The 22,038-nt window shown below is 46.3% G+C and carries 20 protein-coding genes and 1 pseudogene; 2 read left to right on the top strand and 19 right to left on the bottom strand.

Features of this window, described 5'->3' with window-relative positions:
• Window positions 1-149: 149 nt before the first annotated feature.
• The 5 genes from WFI24_RS07205 to WFI24_RS07185 form a co-directional block, all read right to left on the bottom strand.
• Window positions 150-827 carry an SOS response-associated peptidase gene (locus tag WFI24_RS07205; RefSeq protein ID WP_091016984.1) on the bottom strand — a complete coding sequence of 226 codons (678 nt, stop codon included), beginning with the start codon at window positions 825-827 and terminating at the stop codon, window positions 150-152.
• A 219-nt stretch (window positions 828-1,046) separates the two neighbouring features.
• The gene (locus tag WFI24_RS07200; RefSeq protein ID WP_336759712.1) at window positions 1,047-2,957 is read right to left on the bottom strand and encodes an AraC family transcriptional regulator; all 1,911 of its coding nucleotides are present in this window, start codon (window positions 2,955-2,957) and stop codon (window positions 1,047-1,049) included.
• A gap of 213 nt (window positions 2,958-3,170) precedes the next feature.
• A complete protein-coding gene (locus WFI24_RS07195) occupies window positions 3,171-5,717 on the bottom strand; it encodes a beta-mannosidase (RefSeq protein WP_336759711.1) in 2,547 nt (848 codons plus the stop codon).
• 248 nt (window positions 5,718-5,965) lie between these two features.
• Window positions 5,966-6,997, bottom strand: a complete 1,032-nt coding sequence (locus WFI24_RS07190) for a LacI family DNA-binding transcriptional regulator (RefSeq protein ID WP_336759710.1) — start codon at window positions 6,995-6,997, stop codon at window positions 5,966-5,968.
• Between the two features lie 187 nt (window positions 6,998-7,184).
• Window positions 7,185-8,132 (bottom strand): DMT family transporter, encoded by a 948-nt coding sequence (locus WFI24_RS07185; RefSeq protein ID WP_336759709.1) that lies wholly within the window; start codon window positions 8,130-8,132, stop codon window positions 7,185-7,187.
• A gap of 165 nt (window positions 8,133-8,297) precedes the next feature.
• On the opposite strand from WFI24_RS07185, the gene WFI24_RS07180 reads away from it, so the two are divergent.
• The gene (locus WFI24_RS07180) at window positions 8,298-9,173 is read left to right on the top strand and encodes a LysR family transcriptional regulator (protein WP_336759708.1); all 876 of its coding nucleotides are present in this window, start codon (window positions 8,298-8,300) and stop codon (window positions 9,171-9,173) included.
• Window positions 9,174-9,213: 40 nt separating this feature from the next.
• Here WFI24_RS07180 and WFI24_RS07175 read toward each other — a convergent pair whose 3' ends face one another.
• From WFI24_RS07175 to WFI24_RS07155, 5 genes are all read right to left on the bottom strand, one after another.
• Entirely contained in the window at window positions 9,214-9,420 is a 207-nt protein-coding gene (locus WFI24_RS07175) for a hypothetical protein (RefSeq protein ID WP_336759707.1), read from the bottom strand.
• Window positions 9,421-9,451: 31 nt separating this feature from the next.
• A complete protein-coding gene (locus WFI24_RS07170) occupies window positions 9,452-9,934 on the bottom strand; it encodes a tetratricopeptide repeat protein (protein ID WP_336759706.1) in 483 nt (160 codons plus the stop codon).
• A 195-nt stretch (window positions 9,935-10,129) separates the two neighbouring features.
• Window positions 10,130-10,987: a heme o synthase gene (gene cyoE, locus WFI24_RS07165; protein WP_336759705.1), complete on the bottom strand. Its 858-nt coding sequence runs from the start codon at window positions 10,985-10,987 to the stop codon at window positions 10,130-10,132.
• 158 nt (window positions 10,988-11,145) lie between these two features.
• Window positions 11,146-11,712: a hypothetical protein gene (locus tag WFI24_RS07160; protein WP_336759704.1), complete on the bottom strand. Its 567-nt coding sequence runs from the start codon at window positions 11,710-11,712 to the stop codon at window positions 11,146-11,148.
• 290 nt (window positions 11,713-12,002) lie between these two features.
• The gene (locus WFI24_RS07155) at window positions 12,003-12,356 is read right to left on the bottom strand and encodes a DUF3243 domain-containing protein (RefSeq protein WP_145318413.1); all 354 of its coding nucleotides are present in this window, start codon (window positions 12,354-12,356) and stop codon (window positions 12,003-12,005) included.
• Window positions 12,357-12,597: 241 nt separating this feature from the next.
• Between WFI24_RS07155 and WFI24_RS07150 the strand changes: the two genes are divergently transcribed.
• Entirely contained in the window at window positions 12,598-12,807 is a 210-nt protein-coding gene (locus WFI24_RS07150; protein ID WP_145318416.1) for a hypothetical protein, read from the top strand.
• A 112-nt stretch (window positions 12,808-12,919) separates the two neighbouring features.
• Here WFI24_RS07150 and WFI24_RS07145 read toward each other — a convergent pair whose 3' ends face one another.
• The 9 genes and pseudogenes from WFI24_RS07145 to WFI24_RS07105 all read right to left on the bottom strand — a co-directional run bounded on the left by WFI24_RS07145 (window position 12,920) and on the right by WFI24_RS07105 (window position 22,037).
• Complete coding sequence (locus WFI24_RS07145) at window positions 12,920-13,837, bottom strand: NAD(P)/FAD-dependent oxidoreductase (protein ID WP_336759703.1); 918 nt, start codon at window positions 13,835-13,837, stop codon at window positions 12,920-12,922.
• 349 nt (window positions 13,838-14,186) lie between these two features.
• Window positions 14,187-15,818, bottom strand: coding sequence for an S-layer homology domain-containing protein (locus tag WFI24_RS07140; protein ID WP_336759702.1), 1,632 nt, complete (start codon window positions 15,816-15,818; stop codon window positions 14,187-14,189).
• A 94-nt stretch (window positions 15,819-15,912) separates the two neighbouring features.
• Window positions 15,913-16,511 (bottom strand): annotated as a pseudogene (locus WFI24_RS07135) (nitroreductase family protein).
• Window positions 16,512-16,661: 150 nt separating this feature from the next.
• Window positions 16,662-16,916: a hypothetical protein gene (locus WFI24_RS07130; RefSeq protein WP_336759701.1), complete on the bottom strand. Its 255-nt coding sequence runs from the start codon at window positions 16,914-16,916 to the stop codon at window positions 16,662-16,664.
• A gap of 136 nt (window positions 16,917-17,052) precedes the next feature.
• The gene (locus WFI24_RS07125) at window positions 17,053-17,916 is read right to left on the bottom strand and encodes an AraC family transcriptional regulator (RefSeq protein WP_336759700.1); all 864 of its coding nucleotides are present in this window, start codon (window positions 17,914-17,916) and stop codon (window positions 17,053-17,055) included.
• Between the two features lie 65 nt (window positions 17,917-17,981).
• On the bottom strand, window positions 17,982-18,530 hold the full coding sequence (locus WFI24_RS07120) for a glutathione peroxidase (protein WP_124114201.1): 549 nt from the start codon (window positions 18,528-18,530) through the stop codon (window positions 17,982-17,984).
• A gap of 187 nt (window positions 18,531-18,717) precedes the next feature.
• A complete protein-coding gene (locus tag WFI24_RS07115) occupies window positions 18,718-19,548 on the bottom strand; it encodes a carbohydrate ABC transporter permease (protein ID WP_076249967.1) in 831 nt (276 codons plus the stop codon).
• A gap of 77 nt (window positions 19,549-19,625) precedes the next feature.
• Entirely contained in the window at window positions 19,626-20,507 is an 882-nt protein-coding gene (locus tag WFI24_RS07110; protein WP_336759699.1) for a carbohydrate ABC transporter permease, read from the bottom strand.
• A gap of 213 nt (window positions 20,508-20,720) precedes the next feature.
• On the bottom strand, window positions 20,721-22,037 hold the full coding sequence (locus tag WFI24_RS07105; RefSeq protein ID WP_336759698.1) for an ABC transporter substrate-binding protein: 1,317 nt from the start codon (window positions 22,035-22,037) through the stop codon (window positions 20,721-20,723).
• Window position 22,038 lies beyond the last annotated feature (1 nt).

Here is a 22,038-nt window from a genome sequence, read left to right as displayed (position 1 = left end):
GATATATGAATATATGCGTTCACTTACTGTAATTATTATAGTTACGTTTCACTGCGATTGCAACTCTTCATTTTCAGAAAGAAAAAAAAGAGCAGAGTGTCATCAGACTCTCAGCCCTCTTCATCTTCTTCGTTCGATCCAAAGAGGACTCAGAAACTCCGAACGTAGGCCAGCTTCTGATCCATCTCTTCTACGCATTCGTAACAGTCGTGTTCATCGTTGGCGACCATTGGGGTGACTGGATACAGATTCATCTCAGTACTGTTATACGATTTCAATAGTGGCAGCAACTGAGTGACTCGTGTATTAGCCGGGTCAAGCCAAGTGTTGATCTCTTCTTCGGAGAGGATCGCTGGCATTTTACTGCCAAACTCGCGTGTAACCATGTTCGCGCCTGTCATAAGCATTGTGCAGGTACGAAGCGGCTCTTTCCGTGTATCTCTCCACACCTCGTATAACCCAGCAATGCCGAACAGACCGCGATCCGGCATGACAACGCGGACCGCATAACTTTTCTTGCCCTCTTGCCGCCAGTAATACAATCCATTGCAGGGAATGACGCAGCGCTTGGTCTCTACCAGTTTGTAATAGGAAGGATTCTCATGCACCGTCATGAGATTCGCGTTAACGGCATCACGACCCCAGAATGGAATGAACCCCCACCGGAATTCATCCAATACACGCTCACCATCCTGATGCAAAATAATCGGCGTATGCTGGGTTGGGCTGATATTGTATCGGTTTTTGTAATAATACATCACTCGCTGAATCTTGAAATGATCTCTGACTTCGTCCAAATCGGCTGCCAATGAAAAACGATTGCACATGCTCAAGCACGACCTTTCCCTGTGTAAGTTGGATGTATTGTTTGTAACTTTAGGGAAATTATGCATGCACATCGAACAAAAAATGACTTATTTTAACACGATTAGGGTCAGATTAAGATATGTCGAACCAGCAGCTAATCCCCTTCTACTGTTCAGTCCTATAGAAACAGGAAAACCGTGCTGCTCAGCAAATTGGGCGGCACGGTTTTTTGAAGTTCCTTACTTAGACGGTGTATTAAGTCCAATAATCCATTCAGCCAGATCCTGTGTCTGTTTCAACAAGGCGATAGGGTCACGGAACCAGGATTGTTCTTCCGTCCATATGTACACTTTTCCATTTTTGATAGCAGGCAATGAACCCCAGATCGGATCTGCCTCTAGTTCTTTCAGCTGAGAGTTGCTGGTCAGCACAATGTAGTCTCCAGCGTATTTGGAGAGCAGTTCTATGGAGAATTCATGATAGGCGCCCTGCATCAACTCGGATGGAATGTTCTTTGGTGCCTGCAAACCAAGCAATTCGTAGATGTTACGTCCCCCCCGGCCCGACTGATTGCCAAAAATGAAGACTTGGTGATCATATTCCTGCATCACGGAGAATGTAGCGTCAGCTGGAACAACACGCTGCACCTCCTGCTTGATTTTGGCGATCTCCTCATCAAAATCAGCCAGCCACTTCTCTGCTTCCGCTTCTTTGCCAAGAACTTTACCGAAATAGTTTACTTCGTCCTTCAGTGTCGGGAAAGTGATGGATGCGATCGAAACAGTTGGAGCAATCTTACTGTATTTCTCATAAGCGGCCTTGTCCGGATTCAATGTAATAATGAGATCAGGTTCCAGCTCCATCAATTGTTCAACGGAATCCCCTATTGTTTCAAGACCATCCAAGTGGCCTTCCAGATAAGGGCTGTTCATCAGAAATTGTCCTCCACCAATCGGTTTGACACCCAGAGCAAGCACCGTACCCAGATAATCAATGGCAGCAACTCGCTGCGGATGTGCAGGAATTTCTACCTCACCAAAGGTCGTATTCACCATTTGGGTTTCCACGACTGCCGGTTGTTCAGGTTCAGCCGCAACTTCGGATGTTTCTGCCCCCTGCTGGGCTGTTCCACAAGCACTCAATGTGAGTACAAGCGCAAGCGACATGATCGCTGATTTAAAATGATTAAACATGTTGATTTCCTCATCTCCCCTATATTGATAATGATTATCATCATCAATTAAAGGATAACGTTCCTCTCCTGCTGTTACAATGGAGTCATTTGTTGCATTTAATGTACTTTTCGAAACTTTTTTTGAGTTTTCCTGCTGCTTCAACCGATATTGTCCAGGTGTGATGCCAGTCTCTTTTTTGAAAATTCGATTAAAATAGAATGGGTCCATGTAGCCCACATATGCAGCGATTTCCTGTAATGAAGCTTCCGTGGACGCAAGCAAATTCCTTGCCTCACCCATTCGTAACCGAATCACATATTCTGTCGGTGTGCATCCCGTCTGTTCCTTGAATTTGCGTGATAAATACTGCGGGCTATAATTCAAGGACTGGGCAAGTGAATCAAGTGAGATCGATTCCCGGAAATGAGCTTTGATATATCGCAATACCTGATCGGTAAGCGAAGGCTGCTGAACTTCGTTAAGCATGCGACTCCGCTGTAATAATACAAGCTGTACCAATTGAAAGAAGTGCACTTTGACCTGTATTTTCCCCAATTGCTCCTGTCCTGACCAGCATTCATGTATATTCCGCACAAGCTCACGCAGTTCAAGGGCATGATCCGGCGCTGTTGCCCAAGACTCTTCAAACGGATTTCGCTGGTTTAGCATCATTCGGTACTCCACAAGCACGTTGGATGGTAGCGTTGATTTGTACAAGATCAGATGTACCTCCATCCCCCCGGTCGCTTCAAATGTCAGACGTCTTCCTTTTCCCCCGTGCAGCAGCAAGAACTGGCCAGTAGACCATACCTCTTCATCCAGCCACACTTGCCCTCTGCCTTGAACATACACAAATGCACTGGTCGGTAACACATAATTGCGCATGAACTCATGTGTTGCCAGTGATATAAGACGGACATCAAGCACACGAACCTGAACCTGGTCCCATAACTTGATATCATTCTGAATCCACATATAGACTCCCTTTCCTAAGGGTCCAAACATGCACAATGCATAGCATTGTGACTTAAAACCCACCTATAGTTGATAATGATTATCAATTATAGCAATGATGAAGCTATCTTTGAAGTGCACTTCTGTTTTGGCTTAGTTTGTTTGGCTGCCCTCAATGTAAAAACGGTCGAAATCCCTCATTGAGAGATTTCAACCGTTCTGGTGTAAGCCTTATTATAGTTTGATAAAGTCAGCCATGGAACGAACTTCAATGAGTCCTGTATTGGAGACCGCATCGGAAGATTGCAGCCCTTCTCTAGTAGTGAACTGTACCTTCACCGGAATGCCAGGAATGAGATCGAAGAAGTTGTCAGAGAATACGCCTTCTGCTTCGGAGGAAATCCATACCTGTTTGGCAAGCACATCACTTTCGAGTTGAAGATATTTGCCCTCATTTTCGGTAACCTCAGTTACTTTAATTTGTGCAGGCTGCAGTGCAATATCTTTGGATGGTGCAAAATAATGCTCCTGCACAATGTCCGCTACTCCATTCTGCTTCAGATCCAGGCGCAACAGCGTTGTTGCAACATCACGGCCTTGCAACCATTCAGCCTGACTCAGAGACAACACCAGTTGACCCGAGTTCGATGCCAAGGTTACCTCATGCTCTTCTTCACGATATACTGTGCCATCGAATCCAATCAATCGAATCTGCAGTTGACCCTTCACTGGCTCAAGCTGATCCGAGATGACATAAATATCTGTAGTATCTTCCTTGGTCCCGTCCACGGAGACGAGCACATCGCTGAAGCTTCGTTTCGCGTAATACTGCAATGCTTTCCAACGCCCAAGGTAGTCCATGCCTGCCCATGAGGCCACCGGCCAGCAGTCATTCATTTGCCAGTAAAGTGTCCCCATGCAGAATGGTTTACGGCGACGGTGTGCTTCAATGGCGGTCTTCATTGCTTCCGCCTGAAGTACTTGGCTCATATACAGGAACGATGGGAAATCCTTCGATTCATGCATGTACATATCCATGTACTGTTTGATCAGACGATTGCCTGCCCCATTCTTCTGATGTGCGAGCATCACTTCCGATTCCAGAGCCAAGTCCTCTTCTTCCGCATAAGTCCGAACTGATTTGTATTCCGGGAAAGACTGGAATCCGTATTCGCTCATGAAACGACCCACATGTACGTTGTAGTTTTCGAACGGTTCTACATTGTGCCACACGCCCCAGTAGTGAATATCGCCCTCAGATGTAGACGGGTGCGCATGCTGCTTCTCATCCCCTGTCAGTGATACAAGAGGTGAAGAAGGCCAGTAATCCACACCTGGAGCATACGCTTCAACCACTTCTGGCAGCAGATCATGGAAAATGGCTTCGTAATCGGCCCAGATGCGTTCACGTTGCTCGGCAGTAAAATCTTTCTTCCAACCCCAGCCACCATTCTCAACATATTGAGCCCAAGCCGAATCAATCTCATTGTTACCGCACCATAGTGCAATACTTGGATGATTACGCAGACGTTTCACATTATCAATCGCTTCATGTCTTACACTGTTCAGGAACGCTTCATCTCCTGGATACATGCTGCAAGCAAACATGAAGTCTTGCCATACCAGGATTCCGTATTCATCACACAGTTCGTAGAACACATCCTGCTCATAGATTCCGCCACCCCACACGCGCAGCATATTCATATTGGATTCGGCTGCGGATACGATCTCATGACGATAACGTTCATGAGTAATTTCAGTGATGAAGCTATCATTCGGAATGTGGTTGGCCCCTTTGGCAAAGACCGCAACACCATTCAGTTCAAAATAAAAGGATGCTCCCGCTTCGTCTTTGTCACGTACCAACCGAATGGAACGAAGCCCCGTCTTCACTGTAGATTCAGCCACAGCTCTTTCACCTTGAAGCACTTCGGTAAGGAAAGTGTACATATGCGGATCACCAAGCCCACGGCTCCACCACAGTTTTGGTTCATCAATGGAGATTGGAATCTCCACAGTCTGTGTTCCGGGTTGTAGCGATACGGATCTTTCCCATCTCTGTCCATCTGCGCCGATACGAATAATCGTATCTACCGCTTGTGATGTCTCGACTTCCACAACAGCAGTTAATGAAGCTGAGGTAGCGCTTACTTCATTTTGCTGGATATACACATCATTGATTCGTACCTGCGTCCAACCTTCAATACGTGCTTCACGCCAGATCCCACTGGTTACAAAACGCGGACCCCAGTCCCAACCATAGTGATACGGGGCTTTACGTGCAAAAATACTTACTCTCTTGTCGCCAAGTCCGCCAACATCGGACTGATCATTCGATGCCGGTAATGCATATCCGAGCTTCTCCAGCTTCGGCAGATCTTCCTGAATTGGTGATCGAAAACGTATTCGGAGAATGTTGCCTTTCCCCTTCAATACAGACTTTACATCTGCCTTCCATACTCGGAACATATTATCTGCTGATAACACATGCACCTCATTCACATACACATCCGCATATGTATCCAGACCATCAAACACCAGTTCCAGATGTTCCTGCGAGAACAACGTTTCGGCAACGTCAAATTCCGTCTGATATTCCCAATCTATCTTATCAATCCATTGTACTTCCTTCTCGTTTGTTCCATAAAAAGGATCTGGAATCTTGCCCAGCTTCAGCAAATCTGTATGCACACAGCCGGGCACCTGAGCCGGCATCCACTCTTGATCTTCGCAAGCCTTAAACGTCCAATTCTGAAAAACATGTGATTGTATTGTGCTCATGACAGCCTCCATTGTTGTTAGAGTTGGTAAATATTATTTTGTTAGGTTTTGTTATTATAAAAACAAATAACTTACAAAACAAAATTAACACGATTCACTTCTTATAGTCAATCTGTTTTGTAATTTAATTTATTAAAACAATCTCTGCATACCAAAAAGACATGAAGCTCCAACCTCTCCATGTCTTTCACCTGATTTCATCTACACGTATGTTCATTGTTAGAATAGTTCATCAACTTTATATCACACTACTCTATACTGGCGTTATATTCATCACGAATAATTAATTCCGAATAGATCAGCTTGCGTTCATAAGGTTCATCCAGATGTTTGATCCGCCACAACAGCTGATCTACTGCTCTTGTTCCCAGATTCTCTTTGTTAATATGTACCGAAGCAAGAATGGGTTCATCCATCTGCGTATTGTCAAATCCGGTTACAGCACAGCGTTCAGGCACCTGAATGCCTCGACTTTGGAGTGCCTGAATGACAATGACAGCTGTATGGTCATTTGCACACACGAATACTTCAGGGATATCCTCCAGCTCCATTCCAGCAATGGATCTCCGGATCTCATCATACTCTGGTCCCAGCAACCCTTCTTGCTGTCCCCCCTCCAACTGCTTCTCTTCCAGCACCGTACGATATCCAAGCCAGCGTTCTCTAAAACTTGCCGCATCCGGCAGTTGCCCGGCAAACTGGAACCTTCTGTACCCTTTTCCAACGAGCATCAGAACCAGTTCTTTCATACACTTCATATTGTCCGTAAAAACCGAGTCAGCGTATATGGCAGGGTCTTCATGATCCACCATGACAAGCGGAATACGCAGCCTGTAAATCTCCAGCAATACCGATGTCGAGATGGTGCCCACGGTAATGACTCCGCTGATTGCGTCGGGATTAAGGACCGAGAACATCCGATCTGAAGAGGGTTCTGTCAGCGTTAGAATATCCATTCCCTTCTCATTCAGCCTCTCAGAAATGCCATCAAACACTGGACCCCAGTATAAGGAAGATCGATTCTGAGAACGAATGTTGGGAAACAAAATCAATATCGTGCCTTGTCGCTCCGCTTCTGGCTTCATCTCCGTTGATATCTGTGTCTCGCCCGGATAACGCTTAGGCTCAGTTCTAAAATACCCGAGCTGCCCCGCTGTTCTGACAATCATCTCGCGTGTATGCTCACTCACACCAGGCTTGCCCGTCAGCGCACGGGAGACTGCGAATTTGGACACCCCCGCAGCATCCGCAATTTGCTGCATCGTTACTCTTTTGGCCATCCTACTCACCCGTTTTTCCTAATTTTCCATTCAGTGTAGCATAAAAAACAAAAATCAACAAAACAAGGTTATGTTATTTTGTTATTGTTAGGTAGATGTTTATCTGTTTCACAAGGTGTGCGACATAACCAAAAAAGGCCCTCTCCCCACCTCCCATAGAAGATGACGAAAGGACCCTTTCCCCCAATTATACGCTTGGTGCTCCCTGATCGCCGAGTTCCGACTGTAAAACCGGGCGTTTTCTGCGCCAGAAGATAGGCTGTGGAAGTTTGATCTCTGTGATCAGAACACCAACCAACATCAAAGCTGCTCCCGCATACCCTTGCAACGTTAGCGACTCTCCTTGAAAGGTAAATGCAAAGGCCGCTGCAAATAGTGGTTCGAGTGAAAAAATCAGACTTGTTCTTGCAGGAGAGGCATGACGCTGCGCGAGTGTCTGCAGAATATACCCCAAGCCACTACACAAAACACCTAACCCGAGAATGGCTGCCCAGGATTCAGCCGTATCGGGCATACGTGGCGTCTCCAGCATAAATGTAGCTGCAATTCCCCACACCGCCGCAAAACCCAATTGAACTGTCCCTAATGTTAATGGATCATGCTTCGGTGTGAACTTGCCAGCAATCATGATATAGATGGCATACACAAGTGCTGCTAGTATGCAGAGAATATCTCCCGTGTGCAGACTAAGCTCATGTTGAAGCGTCAACAAGCCAAGCCCGGTAACTGCAACCAGGATACTCAGCGTCAATCGTTTGTCTGGCATACGACGATGCTGGATGGTCGTTAGGATCGGTACAAAAATAACGGCCAAACTTATCAAGAATCCCGCTTGGGATGTTGTTGTTCGTTGCACACCATAGGTGATGAATACAAATGCAGCGAATAAAGCTGTCCCCATAATCGCTCCTGCCACAAGTGTTCTGCGATCCATCTTAAACAATCGCCGATGAAAAAGAAGTCCTGCGGCAATAAAGGCAATTCCAAAACGAAATGCGACCAGATTCAATTCTTGCATGGACTCCAGGCCCGATTTCATAAACAGATAGGATGACCCCCATATGACCGTTGCGAGCAGCATCTGTATGTCCGCTCTTCTCGTTGCCTGACCTTGATTAACCTGTACACCATTCATCTTGCTTCAACCTTCATTCTATGTATTCTGATCTGTGTGATCGTGCGTCAAACTAACTCGCCTTGGCAAGTATAAACGATCTCTTTGCATTATAAAAATGAATATTTATAATGGATTATATGAAATAAACTCATGTATTGAAAATAGGAAGGAACGGGACCATTCATGTCACTGATCAAATACGAAATTTTGAATACCGTTGTGGAGTATGGCAGTCTCACCAAAGCAGCTGAAGCGCTGAATATCACCCAATCCGCAGTCAGCCATGCCATTGCAAGTCTGGAGACAGAATGTGGTTTTTCACTGCTTCATCGCGGCCGCTCCGGTGTGCGTGTTACCGCTGAAGGCGAACGCATTCTGGGATACACCCGTGAGATTCTGCGCTGGACAGAACTGATGAACCAGGAAATCTCCCTCATTCGCGGCGCGGAGATTGGTACCGTGCGTATTGGTACTTTCGCCAGTGTGTCCACACAGTGGTTGCCGGGCATCCTGAAACAATTTCGTCTGCGTCATCCCGGAATTGAGATCAAGCTGTGGGAAGGCGATTATGCTGAGATTGAGGGCTGGTTGGCTGGAGGTGCCATCGATCTCGGATTTCTGTCCCTCGGCGATTCATCACCTTTTGAGACGATCCCATTGCAAAAAGACAGGATGATGTGTATCCTGCCTCTGGATCATCCTCTCGCCTCAGAGGAATCTGTTTCGTTTGATATTCTGTTGGAGCAACCCTTTATTCTACCCAAGTGGGGCGGAGATAACGAGATAGAACGACTGATCCGGCAGCATGCAGCCAAGCTCAATGTCGTCTATGAAGTTGCAGAAGATCAAGCCATCATGGCGATGGTCCGTAATGGCCTCGGCATCAGCCTGCTCCCAGAAATGGTTCTACAAAATCATACTGATTCGCTCGCGCTCGTGCCACTCGCTGGAGATCCTTATCGCACGATTGGCATGGCCTGCCCCTCTTTGGGCAATCTATCACCCGCTACGCGGCGTTTCATTGAAGAGGTACAAGAGTGGCTTGCCCCAGCCCTGTAACTTGGGAGATCGAACTACCTTTCGTTATGATCGACTTTTTCTATCCATTACTCACGTTACTCACAAATTGTATAACACCGAGGGTCAGCAGCAGTACAAATATAACGGCAATCGTGATGCCAAAACCAATCAGGAAGCGCGGGCCAGGTGAGCGTTTGTTCTGCTGGTTGCGTTCCAGGCTATCCAGCTTCTGCTCAATTTGATCCAACCTTTCATTTACCTGTTTCAGATCTTGATTGGAGTTCATTCGTCCATCTCCTTTTTTTGGCGTATTCGGTCTATTCCCACACCCGATCCAGCTGATCTGCGTAGAAACGAATTGCTCTGTTATATTCGTTTATTCTCTTGTCACTTGAAGTATCCGCGATTTGAACGAGCAGTCGTTGCATCGCTTCTGCATGTTCACCCAGATTATAGAGCACCATGGCATAGAAAACCTCAAATTCCCGGTACGCCGGGAATTCTTTCATCCCCGTTTCAAACCAAGCTTTCGCCTGCTCGTACTCTCCAAGCGTTCGATATGTACTGCCCAGTCCGAGTATTGCGCCTGCCCTGTCTTCTCCTGAGAGACCCAGATCCAGTGCCTGCTCATAATGCGGGACAGCTTCCCGCTCCAATCCAAGCGAATCATGTGCCCAAGCCAGTTGGTACCAGACATTCGCATTCTCGGGTTCCTGGACTGTAATCTCTTGCAGAAGTTCAATCGCTTCCTTCACCTTGCCTTCTTGTCTCCACCGCACGGCCTGTTCCAAATTACTCATGCTGTCACTTCCCATCTTGCATTATAATTTCCACATATATGATTCAATTGTTTTATTATACCAAAAAAGCACCCTAGAGAATATGTTGTAACAACCCAAGGTTGTCCAAACGCTATTCCATAGTGTGCTTTTTCATTCGATGCAGCCAACTCGCTTAAGGTGCTTTTCTCTCAAAGTAATCTGTTCATCCCTTGATTAGGACCATGTCGTGTTCACGACCATAACAATAAATACGAGCATGAGATAGTTAACCGAGATCAGAAAGTTCACTTTTGCCCACTTCTCATCATCCTGTGTCTTCAGTCCGCTAAGTGTATGCACGAACCAGATTAGTCCACCAATCACAGATACAATCAGGAATACCAGACCAACATAGTTGTAGTAATACAACAGGAATACAGCAGGAAGCAGTAGGAAAACGTAAGGAATCATCTGAAGCTTGGTACGTTTTACCCCTTTTACGACAGGCAACAACGGGAAACCGGCAGCGCGATACTCCTCCACCCGGCGAATACCCAATGACCAGAAGTGTGGTGGCTGCCACAAGAACAATAATGCAAACAGCAACCAGGCACCTGCATCAATTTCATTCGTTACAGCCGTATAACCGATGACCGGCGGCATCGCTCCTGCAATTCCACCCAGCGACGTGCTCCAGGTCGAACTGCGCTTCAACCACATCGTGTAGATCACGATGTACGCGAGCCATCCGAGCAGTGCCATCCAGCCCGATAATGGATTCACCAGGAGATACAGGACTGCTAGTCCCACAACACCAAGGATAATGCCATAGCCAAGAACAAAACCTGGTTTCAGATGGTTAATGTACTCCATCCTTTTTTTGGTACGCTCCATCTTTTGGTCCAATTCACGATCCCAATAATTGTTGATTACACAAGCTGAAGCAATAACCAATGTTGATCCAATCACGACCATGAGCAGAGATAACCAATGGATATCCCATTTTGAAGCTACCCAGAATCCTACCGCCACCGCAAACACATTCAGCCTTAGAAGTCCGGGTTTGGTTAATGCAATCATGTCTTTAAGCATGAGGCTCCTCCTGAACTATGTAAAAACGCCATTCCAATAATGATACATGTACCTCCCATTAATTACAATCGCTTTCATGAATTTGTCATAACCAAAAAGCATCCCTCACCGTTCTATTGAACGGGAGGAATGCTTGACTGATGAATCCCATCTCACTTTTATGGGATGTATTGTTGCACAATTTTGGTAACTTTTCCGTCCTGCACTGTCAGATGATAAGGGAATACGGACAGATCGAGAATACGGGTATTCTCATACAACGATTCAAACTTGGATAATGTCACAGGTTCATTCCACTGAATGTCTGCGCCCTGCATCGTACCATCCCGATCATATAACTGCATCAATACTTCAGCATTGGCACTAACTTCAACCTGTTCCTGCTCTTTGCTGTCATTGACAATATAGTAACCATCTGGAGCACCGTCTATACCTGCTTCCGGGTTGCGCTGTGCAAAAATCGCATCGGCTTCTTCACCTTGGTACCAGCCAATCTTGTCCACTGTCATAACCAACTTGCCATTCTCTTGGTGCATACCTTCCACATAGGCTGTAAACATCTCAGAGTTGGCGACCTGAGCTTCTTTGGCAGAAGGTTGTTGAGCCTCCAAACTACCTTGAGCATTCGCAGGGGTAAGTAAATATGTAGTCAGCACAATCATGCCAAGTAAAGCAACAACTGCACCGATCATTCGTAGTTTCCATTGTTTTGCCGCGTTCTTCATAGGTAACATCTCTCCTTAATATGAACGTTACTATTCCTTAACCGGAAGTCTTCCACCTCAAACGCTCATCTGAACTATTAATTCCAACGTTCTTTTCTTTTCTTATCATACTTGCAATAGGGACTATAAAAGTATCAGCCAGATTAAAAATAGTTACAATGCGCGTCACCACTCCAGTTTGTAGTCAACATAAAAGGTAAAAGAACCCCTGATGCCATCTCCATCCAGGGGTTCAATACATATATACGATTCTTATGCTTGTAAATGTATCTTATGCTTAGAAGCTCATCTTAATGATTGGTTGTAGCGCTTTGCGCCAAACGAACGAGCATATGAGCCAGCATATGACGTTCATCTTCCTTACCTACATTCCACAGCTCCTGAAGCAACTTCTCTTCACGATTGCGAGGTTCCTCCCGAGCTGCCAGATAGTCTGCCACTTTCTCAGCGATTTTAGCCATCTGCTCCTCGCTTAGTCCAATGGATTCTCCCATCGCAATTCGCTTACCCAGGTACTCTTTGAATGCGTCAAAGTTCTGTAAAATCTGTTCTCTTTCTTCCGGTGCAATCTTCTCAATTGCATTGTCCACTTTGTCAGTAGAAACTTGGCCATCTTTATGGATTACGTGATTTTGTTCATTCATCTGAATAACCTCCTTGAGAATAATTGTTCATTGGAACATACAGCATGCTTAACATTAACCGGTTATCTATAATATAAACTGCTCGCCCAAGATTAATCAGTAAATTTCTATCCTGTCTGCGTATTGATCTTTGAACATCACGTTTCAAATGAACTCCAGCGGTTAATCGTTTACATATACGTAATGGTGTTTGGATATCTTAAGAAACACCTGTACATTACGGAACAAGGAGGGATTTCCCATGAGCGACAAAGCCAAACATGAGAAAACAAACGATGAACTTGAACCAGGCGTGAACACCGTGATCCATCCAGACAAGCAAAATCCTGGGCCAACCGATATGATTGAAGGTGTAGTAGGCGATATCGTGGATAATATTCGCAAAGATTTCTCACATGACTCGAAGGACGAGACGTCTTCTTCCAAGTCAACGGATTCATCGAGTAAATAAGCGAGATCCTTTTCTCCATAGCAAAAGTTAGCTTAAAAAGTCCTCCAGCCATACGCATGGCTTGGGAGGACTTTTTGGTAATGATTGATAATCAGCCTCTTATCCGGAGATTTCAAAGTGAATCCTTTGTCATCTGCTGTAACGCCTTATGAATCCAGATCGCCGCAATGGAACCTTCACCCATCGCAACGGTTGCTTGCTCTGCATGTAAACCCAGATCCCCGGCAATCCACACATTCGTTGCTGCCTGCAAGCTGCGCGGGTTGGCTTCTACATGTTTATTATCTGCAATCACAGCTCCCAGCTGCTCTGCCAATTCATAGTGCACCTTATTTCCTCCAAAAGCGATAAACCCTCGTTCTGACTCAAAAATCTGTCCATCTTCGGTCAGAACACCGGTGATATGGCCATCCTCAATCTGTTGCACTTCCTGGACAGCTGCTTCCAGATAACGAACGCCCGCCTCTTTCATACTGCGATGAAGCTCTGCAGATATGGCGGTCTGCTCATGATTGATGTATAACAAGTCGTTGGTACGCTGGATTAAAATCATCGCCATATTGGCTCCTGCTTCACCAGATCCCAACAGAACAGTCCGCTGATTTTGAATTTCATAGCCATCGCAATCAGGGCAGACATAGACTGTGCGACCCAACGTTGGGGTTAGTCCCGGAATATCCGGCACTCGATCCGTAAGACCCGTTGCCAGAAGCACCGTTTTGCTTCTATATTCAGATCCGGAAGTACCGAATAATTGAATCTTCTCACCCTGACGTCCTGCTTTAACGATACGATCTTTCTCAAAAGCTATACCTGTCTGCTCTGCCTGCATCCTGCCTCGGGCACGGAGTTCCTCGCCGGACACCCCATCGGGGAAACCGAGAATATTATGATACGTCCGACACAATGTCGATCTGCCCTCTCCCGCATCAATCACCAAGACCTGATGGGCCGAATAACGCCCAAGCTGAATGGCTGCCTGAAGCCCTGCGAGCCCTCCACCTACTATTATGCAATCAACCTCTCGCATGCTCCTTCTCCTCCTGAACTATACACATTGAACTAAAGAATATTTACACTTGTCACTCCGATGACAGAACAACCTTCCGATCGCTGTTATCCCCAGATTTTTTTTATACCTTTTACAAAGGGTAAATCCGGGGATAAAGGCGAACACTTCGCTTCTTCAGGCTCTTTCTGTCCTCTCCGTTATTGTGTAAATGTTTAGCTCAATATATATATATTTTGTCCTTATATACATTAAACCGTTCAGTCAAGCTTAAACGCGTCCTCGTCCTCCTTATCTTATACCAAAATAAAAAGACCCAAACCATCCGCCTGAATCACGGTGAGTTTGGGCCTATAAGATTCATGATTGCTTAGAAGTTATACGATTCAAATCGCGATGCATTCGAAATGGCGTTCCATACATCAGCTGTTTCGCCGCCCATGTACCAGTAAGCCAGTCCAGCAATCTGCCGTTGCTCACTCATTAACACTTTGGCCGATAACGAACGACTATCCTCTGCCCATATATATCTTGGTGTACCGTTGCTGTTGTAACCAATAATATATTGAACCAGACTCGCATCCCAGCGTCTTACAGATCCCGTGGCATGCGCACGCGTTCCCTGTTCTGCCAGTGTGATGTCCCAAGAACTAGCTGCCGGATTCACTGAGGACCAGTCTCGTGTATACAACGGAAGGGCCAAAATTGTTTTGGCACGTACTACTTCGGAGAGCATGGTGTCCAAAGCCTTTTCCACCCATGGAAGAGAGGCCACTGAACCGGCTTTTGGATCACCATTCCAGTGTTCCTCATATCCCATCAGCACCATATAATCCGATACAGCGCCCAGTTTGGCATAATCAAATGCATCCGTCCAATCTGTACCGAGATCTGGCGATACATCTACAGACACAACTGCACCCAGTGCGTGCAACGTTGCCGTCAAGGAGGTGACAAATGCCGTTAACCCTTCACGATCCACAGGATCGACATTCTCGAAGTCCACGTTAATGCCGTCCAGTTTATAGGTTTTGACATAGGCGGCTACCTGTGAGATCACTGCTGCTCGGTTGACTGAACTCGATAACATCTGATGGGTCATGGCCGAGTCGGAGCGATTGCCAAGCAATGGCCATAATTGTCTGTTGGTAGCGGATGCCCAGGAGATTAATGCCGGGTCCGCGTGATCTGTTACTTTCATACTGCTGTTCAAGAAAAACCAGCGTGGGACGAGCGTATTCACTTCAGACTGTTCCACTTGCTTCTTGAATTCAGCTGTGGTGGAATTATATTGCCAACCCAGCTGAACACCGAGTTCATCCCCACGTTGTAACTGTTCAGACCATGTTTTCTTTTGTAAAATGGCATCGAGCATGACGGCTGCTTCTTCCCGCGTTACCTGGTCATGCGGTCGGAACACGCCTCCACTTCCTCGCATCAGTCCAAGTTGATATACCGTCTGCACATAAGGACGTGCCCAGTCCGAGATATCCGCTGCGTCGAAATACGTTGAAGATAAGAGCGAGGTCTCTACGGGTTGTTGTTTTAACATGCGAACAAGAAGGGCAGCCGCTTCTTCGCGCGTAATGGAAGCATTAGGCTGGAACGTTCCCTGACCCTTACCCTCCAGAATAAAAAGATTCGTCATGGCGGCAACGTTGCCGTAATACCAAGCATTCATGCTTATATCCTGATAAGGATTAATGTTATTTTTAACGGGCTTTAAACCTAGCAATCTCACCGCAAACGTCGCAAACTCTGCACGAGTAACGGCCTTCTTTGGTTCAAAGGTAGTCTCTGACGTACCTGCAGCAATACCTTTGTCCACCAGATGTGTAATGGCATCCTTCGCATAACTCGTACGAGTATCCTGAAACTGTTGCTGTACGGTTGCAGCTTGAATGGTATTGCTGTATCCAACCACCGATCCAAGTGCTAACATTCCGCATAAAGCCATTTTCCATATGCGTTGGTTCGTTATGTCTTTTAATCTATTATTCACATCAAAAAGCCTCGCTTCATTGGATTACGATCAACTATCATCGTATCAAATTGAAGCGAGGCCGTATGTGGTTAAATGTTGGGAAATGCGAAGCTTACTTGTGTACTTTTACGCGCTCTTCAATCGGTTGGAATTCTTTCTCACCCGGTGCTGCCGTTGGTTTACCAAATGGCATCTGAGCGATCAATCTCCAGTTCTCAGGAATGTTCCATTCTTGCTTCACTTCTCGTCAATCAACGGATTATAGTGCTGCAAAGATGCACCCAGACCTTCTTGTTCCAGAGCAGTCCAGATCACCAGTTGCAACATACCGTTGGATTGGTTAGCCCAGATCGGGAAGTTATCCGCATAAGCTGCAAAATTCTGTTGAAGCTGTGCGATCACATTGTTGTCTTCGAAGAAGAGAACCGTACCATATCCGCTGCGGAATCCAGTCATTTTCTCTGCTGTGGATTTGAAGGCTTCTTCATTGCCTACCACTTCACGCAAAATTTCTTCTGTGTGATTCCACAATTTATCATGTTGTTCACCGAGCAATACAACCGCACGGGATGTTTGTGAGTTGAAGGACGTTGGTGTATATTTCACCGCTTCTTCTACGATTTCCTGGATTTTAGCATCCGAAATTGTAGATTCCTTGCTGATTCCGTAATAAGATCTTCTGTTTTTCAACGCATCAAAAAAAGTAGTCATTCTTATTCGCCTCCCAAAATAGTCTTTTTCATTTGCCAACATAGTAACTATAATATAGTAACATACATTAGTCAACAAACTAATTTATTTTCACTAAATATACATTCATCGAAAACACTTGAACCTTTATTGTTCAAAACTGCAATGAGACTATTCTTCGTTCGTATTCTTGCGATAATCAGCCCGGTATTTTTCTTCCGTAGACGAGTTACTCTTCGTCTGATCCTTATTCTTCTCTTCCTGTGCTTCCATGTTCAGGTCTTCCATTGGAATCGGGTCTACAGTCTGTTCTTCCTCATGCATGTCCAGCAAACTTTTCTTCTCCGTTTGATACTGCTCGGGATTGTCCTGGAAACGTTTTGTATGGTTATCGTTGTTATTCTGATCCGGTGTGCGCTGTTTCATTCATATTCGCCTCCTCTGGGTTCATTACCTTTCTTTACCTGTTCTGCGTGTCCTCTAAACACAGTGGTATGCACTCCTCAAACGAAAATCAACAAAAAGAGCCGACCAGACAAGCTGGTCAGCTCACAGAGGGCTTCTATGATTGGCGATGCAATTGGGTACGGTACAGATCAGGCGAACATCCCACACTTTGTTTGAACATCCGACTAAAATGCGAAAGACGTTTGAAACCGGACAATCGACTTGCTTCTGTCACGGTGATCTCAGGCTGGAACTGAAACAAAAGCTTCGCCTGATTGATACGGCGGTCATACAGATATTTGAATATCGTCAAACCTGTCATTTCCTTAAACATACCTGCCAAATATGGTTTGGACAAATGCAATTCCAGTGCCAAATCATCCAGACCAATGTCTTTCATATAGTGGGTATCGACATAACGGATAATGTGCTGCACATGCCGTTCCCTCTCCGATGATGGAAGGTGTTCTTCGACATCGCCCTGACAGATCTCAGCTACAAAATACAACAGATCACACAGCCGCACATTCATGCGCTCCTGCCTGTAACTGCTCTTACTTTGAGACAGTCGATGAAGATCGTGTAATAGCGCTTCGAATTCAGAGCGGGTATCTCCCGTAAGATTGACCCGGCAATTTCTAAGTTCTTCAAACGGCTTCAGCACCTCAACCATGCGATCCGGATGCAGGCTGCTGCGAATGGCAGACGGATCAAAATGCAATGTGCTTCGCTCATAAGCACTGCCGGGTTTCGGATGCGGTCGATGAAGAGTCAAGCCATGCATCAGCACCAGATCACCCGGCTCCAGGTTATATACCCGGTCTCCTATGATATAGGTACATTCTCCATCATGAAAATAATAAATCTCATAATGTGGATGTGAATGGAATCCATCTGACTTGCCTGGGTTATACGTGCTGGTGGATCGGTAACTATACTCCAGTGAAGCACTAAATTGCATCATGCTCGGCACATTCATGCACCTCCTGTTCGGAAGAGGGAAACGATTTGTGTCATGCCCCTGTAGGATATATGAAAGTGAAATTATAGAAGCTGTTTAATACTCTCTTGAATCTCGTCGATGGAGTCGATAGGTTCGAAGCGTCTGACCACACGACCCTCTGCATCAATCAGGAATTTTGTGAAATTCCATTTGATTGCATCGCCATGTAACCATTCCGGTGCCTTTTCAGCCACCATTAATTTCAATAATTTGGCCTGTATATCTGTTTCATCAAAGCCAGTAAAAGGCCCTGATCTTTTCAAAAAGTCGTAGAGCGGGTGCGCCGCTTCTCCATTCACATCCAGCTTAGAGAACATCGGAAATTTCACACCATAATTAATCTGACAGAAGGACTCCGCTTCCGAACTGCTTCCTGGCTCTTGCTCTGCAAACTGGTTACACGGGAAACCAATAATCTGAAGCCCTTGATCCTTGTACTGATCATACAGCTTCTGCATGTCATCGAACTGGTGCGTATACTTACATTTACTTGCAGTGTTTACGATGAGCACAGGCTTTCCTTCATATTGATAGAGTGGGAAACGCTCTCCACTGGTTCTGGTTACGGTAAAGTCATAGATGGTTGGCATAAGTCTAGTGCACCTCGCGATAGTTATGTAGTCATACAGAATCATATGATTTTATATTATATACGAAGTTAGCCCTATTGTATTGGGGAAGATAAGTTACTCTGCTTCTAAACAGAAAACCCTCCTGCCGCGAAAATCTCTTCGTTCAGCAAAAGGGTTATTTTATGGGATCACAGTGACAGCAGCTTCAGCCCTTCACGGCACTTCCGGCCACGCCCTGGATAATATAATGCTGACCCACGAGGAAAACGATGATCATCGGAATAATGCCTGCCGTGGCAGCGGCCATCATGCCGTTGTAATCCACATTATTCTCCAGAATAAAGTTCTGCAGTCCGAGCGGCACGGTGTACAGGTCTTTGTCGATCAGGAACACAAGGGCATTCTCATAGTCATTCCAGTGCCAAGAGAAATCAATAATGGCCAGTGTAGCCAGTGCAGGCTTCGCCAAGGGCAGAATCAACCTGAAGAATATGCGCAGGTGACCCGCACCGTCGATGAACGCCGCTTCCGAGATCTCTGAAGGCACCGACAGGAAGAATTGCCGCAGCATAAACACCCCAAAGATCGTGAACATTCCGGGCAGAATCAATGCCCAATGTGTGTTATATATGCCGACCCACTCAAACATCAGGAACTTCGGTACAAAGAGCACCTGCGGAGGCACCATCATCATCGAGAGATAGATCAGGAACAATGTCTCCCGACCTTTGAATTGAATCCGTGCGAAGCCGTAGGCTGCAAAAGCTGAGAGAAATACAGCTCCAACCGTGCTAATTAGCGATATTTTCAACGAGTTCAGATAATATGTCGCAAAAGTATCCGCTCCGCTCCAGACCTTGATATGATGCTCCCAGTTCAGGCTGGAGGGTATCCACTGGATGGGATAGGTGAATACGTCCGCAGGAGATTTGAACGATGTGCTGATCATCCAGATGAACGGCATAATCATCAGCAAGGCAAAACCGGACATCAGAAGTGTCAATATGATTTTTCGAATCTGGGTCAAGGACTCCATGCGAACTATAGGTGAATGCGGAGCTGTGGGCTTTGCGCTCGTGGCATTTCGTTTTTCCATAACGATCCCTCCCCTCCTTAGTAGTGAACCCAACGTTTCTGACCGAGCCATTGCAATACAGTGAAGACCATAATAATGGCAAAGAGCGCCCAGCTAATGGCAGCAGCGTATCCCATCTCGTAGTAGCGGAAGGCATTCTGGTAGATAAACAGCGACAGGACGGTTGTACTGTTCCCCGGCCCACCCTGGGTAATCGCTTGAATGATACCAAAGTTCTTGATGGTCATAATCAGCCCGGTAATCAGCAGCAAAAAGGTAGTCGGGCTCACAAGCGGCCAGATCACTTGGCGTATCGTCTGCCAAGGACGGGCTCCATCAATCCGTGCAGCCTCAACCAATTCCTCCGGGATTTCCTGCAAGGCGGCCAGATAAATAATCATGTTGTAACCCAGCATGAACCAGATCCAGATGATATCAATCGCATACATGGACCATTCAGTTGTCGATAACCAGCCCGGTGGGTTCGTTATACCGATCCCGCGCAAGAAACCGTTAATCGGCCCCGACGTTGGCTGGAATAACAGCATCCAGACAAAGGCGATGGCAACGCCGCTGGTGATATAGGGCATGAAATAGAGAGCACGCAGCGTTTTTTGCCAATACACCGACTTGTTCAGCGCCACCGCCACGATAAAAGCCAACCCCATCGATACAGGAACCGCTAACAGAAATACAAATGTATTTCGCAGCGCCACCCCAAACAGATCATCATTCATCATTCGGCGAATGTTATCCAATCCGACGAAATTCGTCTCCGGGCTCATGAATTTGTAATCGGTGAACATGAGATAGAACGAATAGACAGCTGGTATAATAAAAAACAACAGCACGCCAATCATATTGGGCCCAATAAACAGATACCCGAGCCTGCTCTGCCGTTTCATCCAGGATTTATGCATATGCTCCCCCACTCCTTAACATCTGTTCTGGAATTAAGCATAACAAGATGTCCTCTAACATTTAAGGAACATAACCCTGTACCTGATATCACAGATATATGTATTTCGGCAGTGCCTTTTTTGGGGGGAAACAACATGGAATTGTTCTATTGCTTATATAGAAAAAGCCATCCCATAAGGGACGACCTTCGCTCTTGGTGCAGCACTTACAATCTATTGATTCTGCTTCAGCCAGTCATTATGGCGTTTGACCATGTTCTGAACCGTAACTTCGGCAGTCTGGTTACCAAGGAAGAACTTTTCATACTCCTGTGCACGCAAGTCGACCACCTCTTGCGCAATGCTGCGGACAAACGTAGGTGTCTCATCACCATACAACACGAATTCCAGAGACTCCTTGTCATAGGAATCGGCATAATCACCCAGCAGATGATCGATGGCAGTCTGTTGATCGACCGCATTGGAGGAAGGCAAACGTCCACCAGCAGCCATCGGCATCATTCCTCCATCGGCGTACCATTTCAGGAACTCCCATGCGGCTTCTTTATTTTTCGACTTGGAATTGATCGCAATAAAGTCACCGAGTCCTCCACTCTTCACCATATCTGCTTCTTGTGCAGCCAGTCTCGGTACAGGGGCAAAGGCGATTTTCCAATCCCGCGGGAACTCGGTCATATTGTTGGATGTGCGGATCAGCCATTCGCCGATATTAATCATGGCAGACTCACCGCCAAGGAACATGTTTTCCACCGGCATTTTGGAAGTCAGCTGCTCACCGAGTGGAGGCGTAGTAGCGTCCTCTTTCATCATTCCGTTCAACGTCTCCAGCCATTTGGTAACGAGCGGATCATCGAGGTTTGAAGTGCCGTCTGCCTTAACATAACCGTTCTTCACCAGAACGGAATCGAGCGGGTCTACATAGGAAGCGGTATGCTGCACCAATCCGTACTTGAAGCCAGCCGTCTTCAGTTTGAGTGCATATTCACGGGCTTCATCCCATGTCCAGGCTGTCGGCACACTCAGTCCGGCCTGATCAAGCGCTTTCATATTTAAAGCGAAGAAGGCAGCGTTTTTCTTGGTCGGCATCCCGTAATATTTTCCGTCCACTTTCCAGGAAGCCGCATCTTCACCCATCTTCTCATCAATGTTGTAATCAGTGAACTCACCCAGATCCAGTGCTGTCCCGCCCTTGATGCGTTTATCCAGATTTGTAAGGGTATAGTTGACGTACAGGTCAACGTTCTGCCCGGTGGACAGCGCCGTATCCAGCTTCAGGTTGCCATCATCGTCATTCACAAACCGCACATATTCCACCTGAATATCAGGATGCTCCGCATTCCAGGTATCCACCACTTCCTGTGGACCATTCTCAGGCGGCACAGCGCCCCACATGGTGAGCTTCACTTTTCCCTCTGCCGCTCCACCTCCGTTATCTCCACCGGTCGTCTCATTTTTACCTACACAGCCGGCAAGCAAGCCCAGCATCAGCGCACCTACGATTAATCCCGTTAATCCTTTTTTGATTCTCATC

Source organism: Paenibacillus sp. USHLN196, assembly GCF_037144955.1.
Taxonomy (GTDB): domain Bacteria; phylum Bacillota; class Bacilli; order Paenibacillales; family Paenibacillaceae; genus Paenibacillus; species Paenibacillus xylanexedens_C.
Note: the sequence above shows the minus strand (reverse complement) of the source record. Positions and strands in the feature narration are given on the sequence as shown.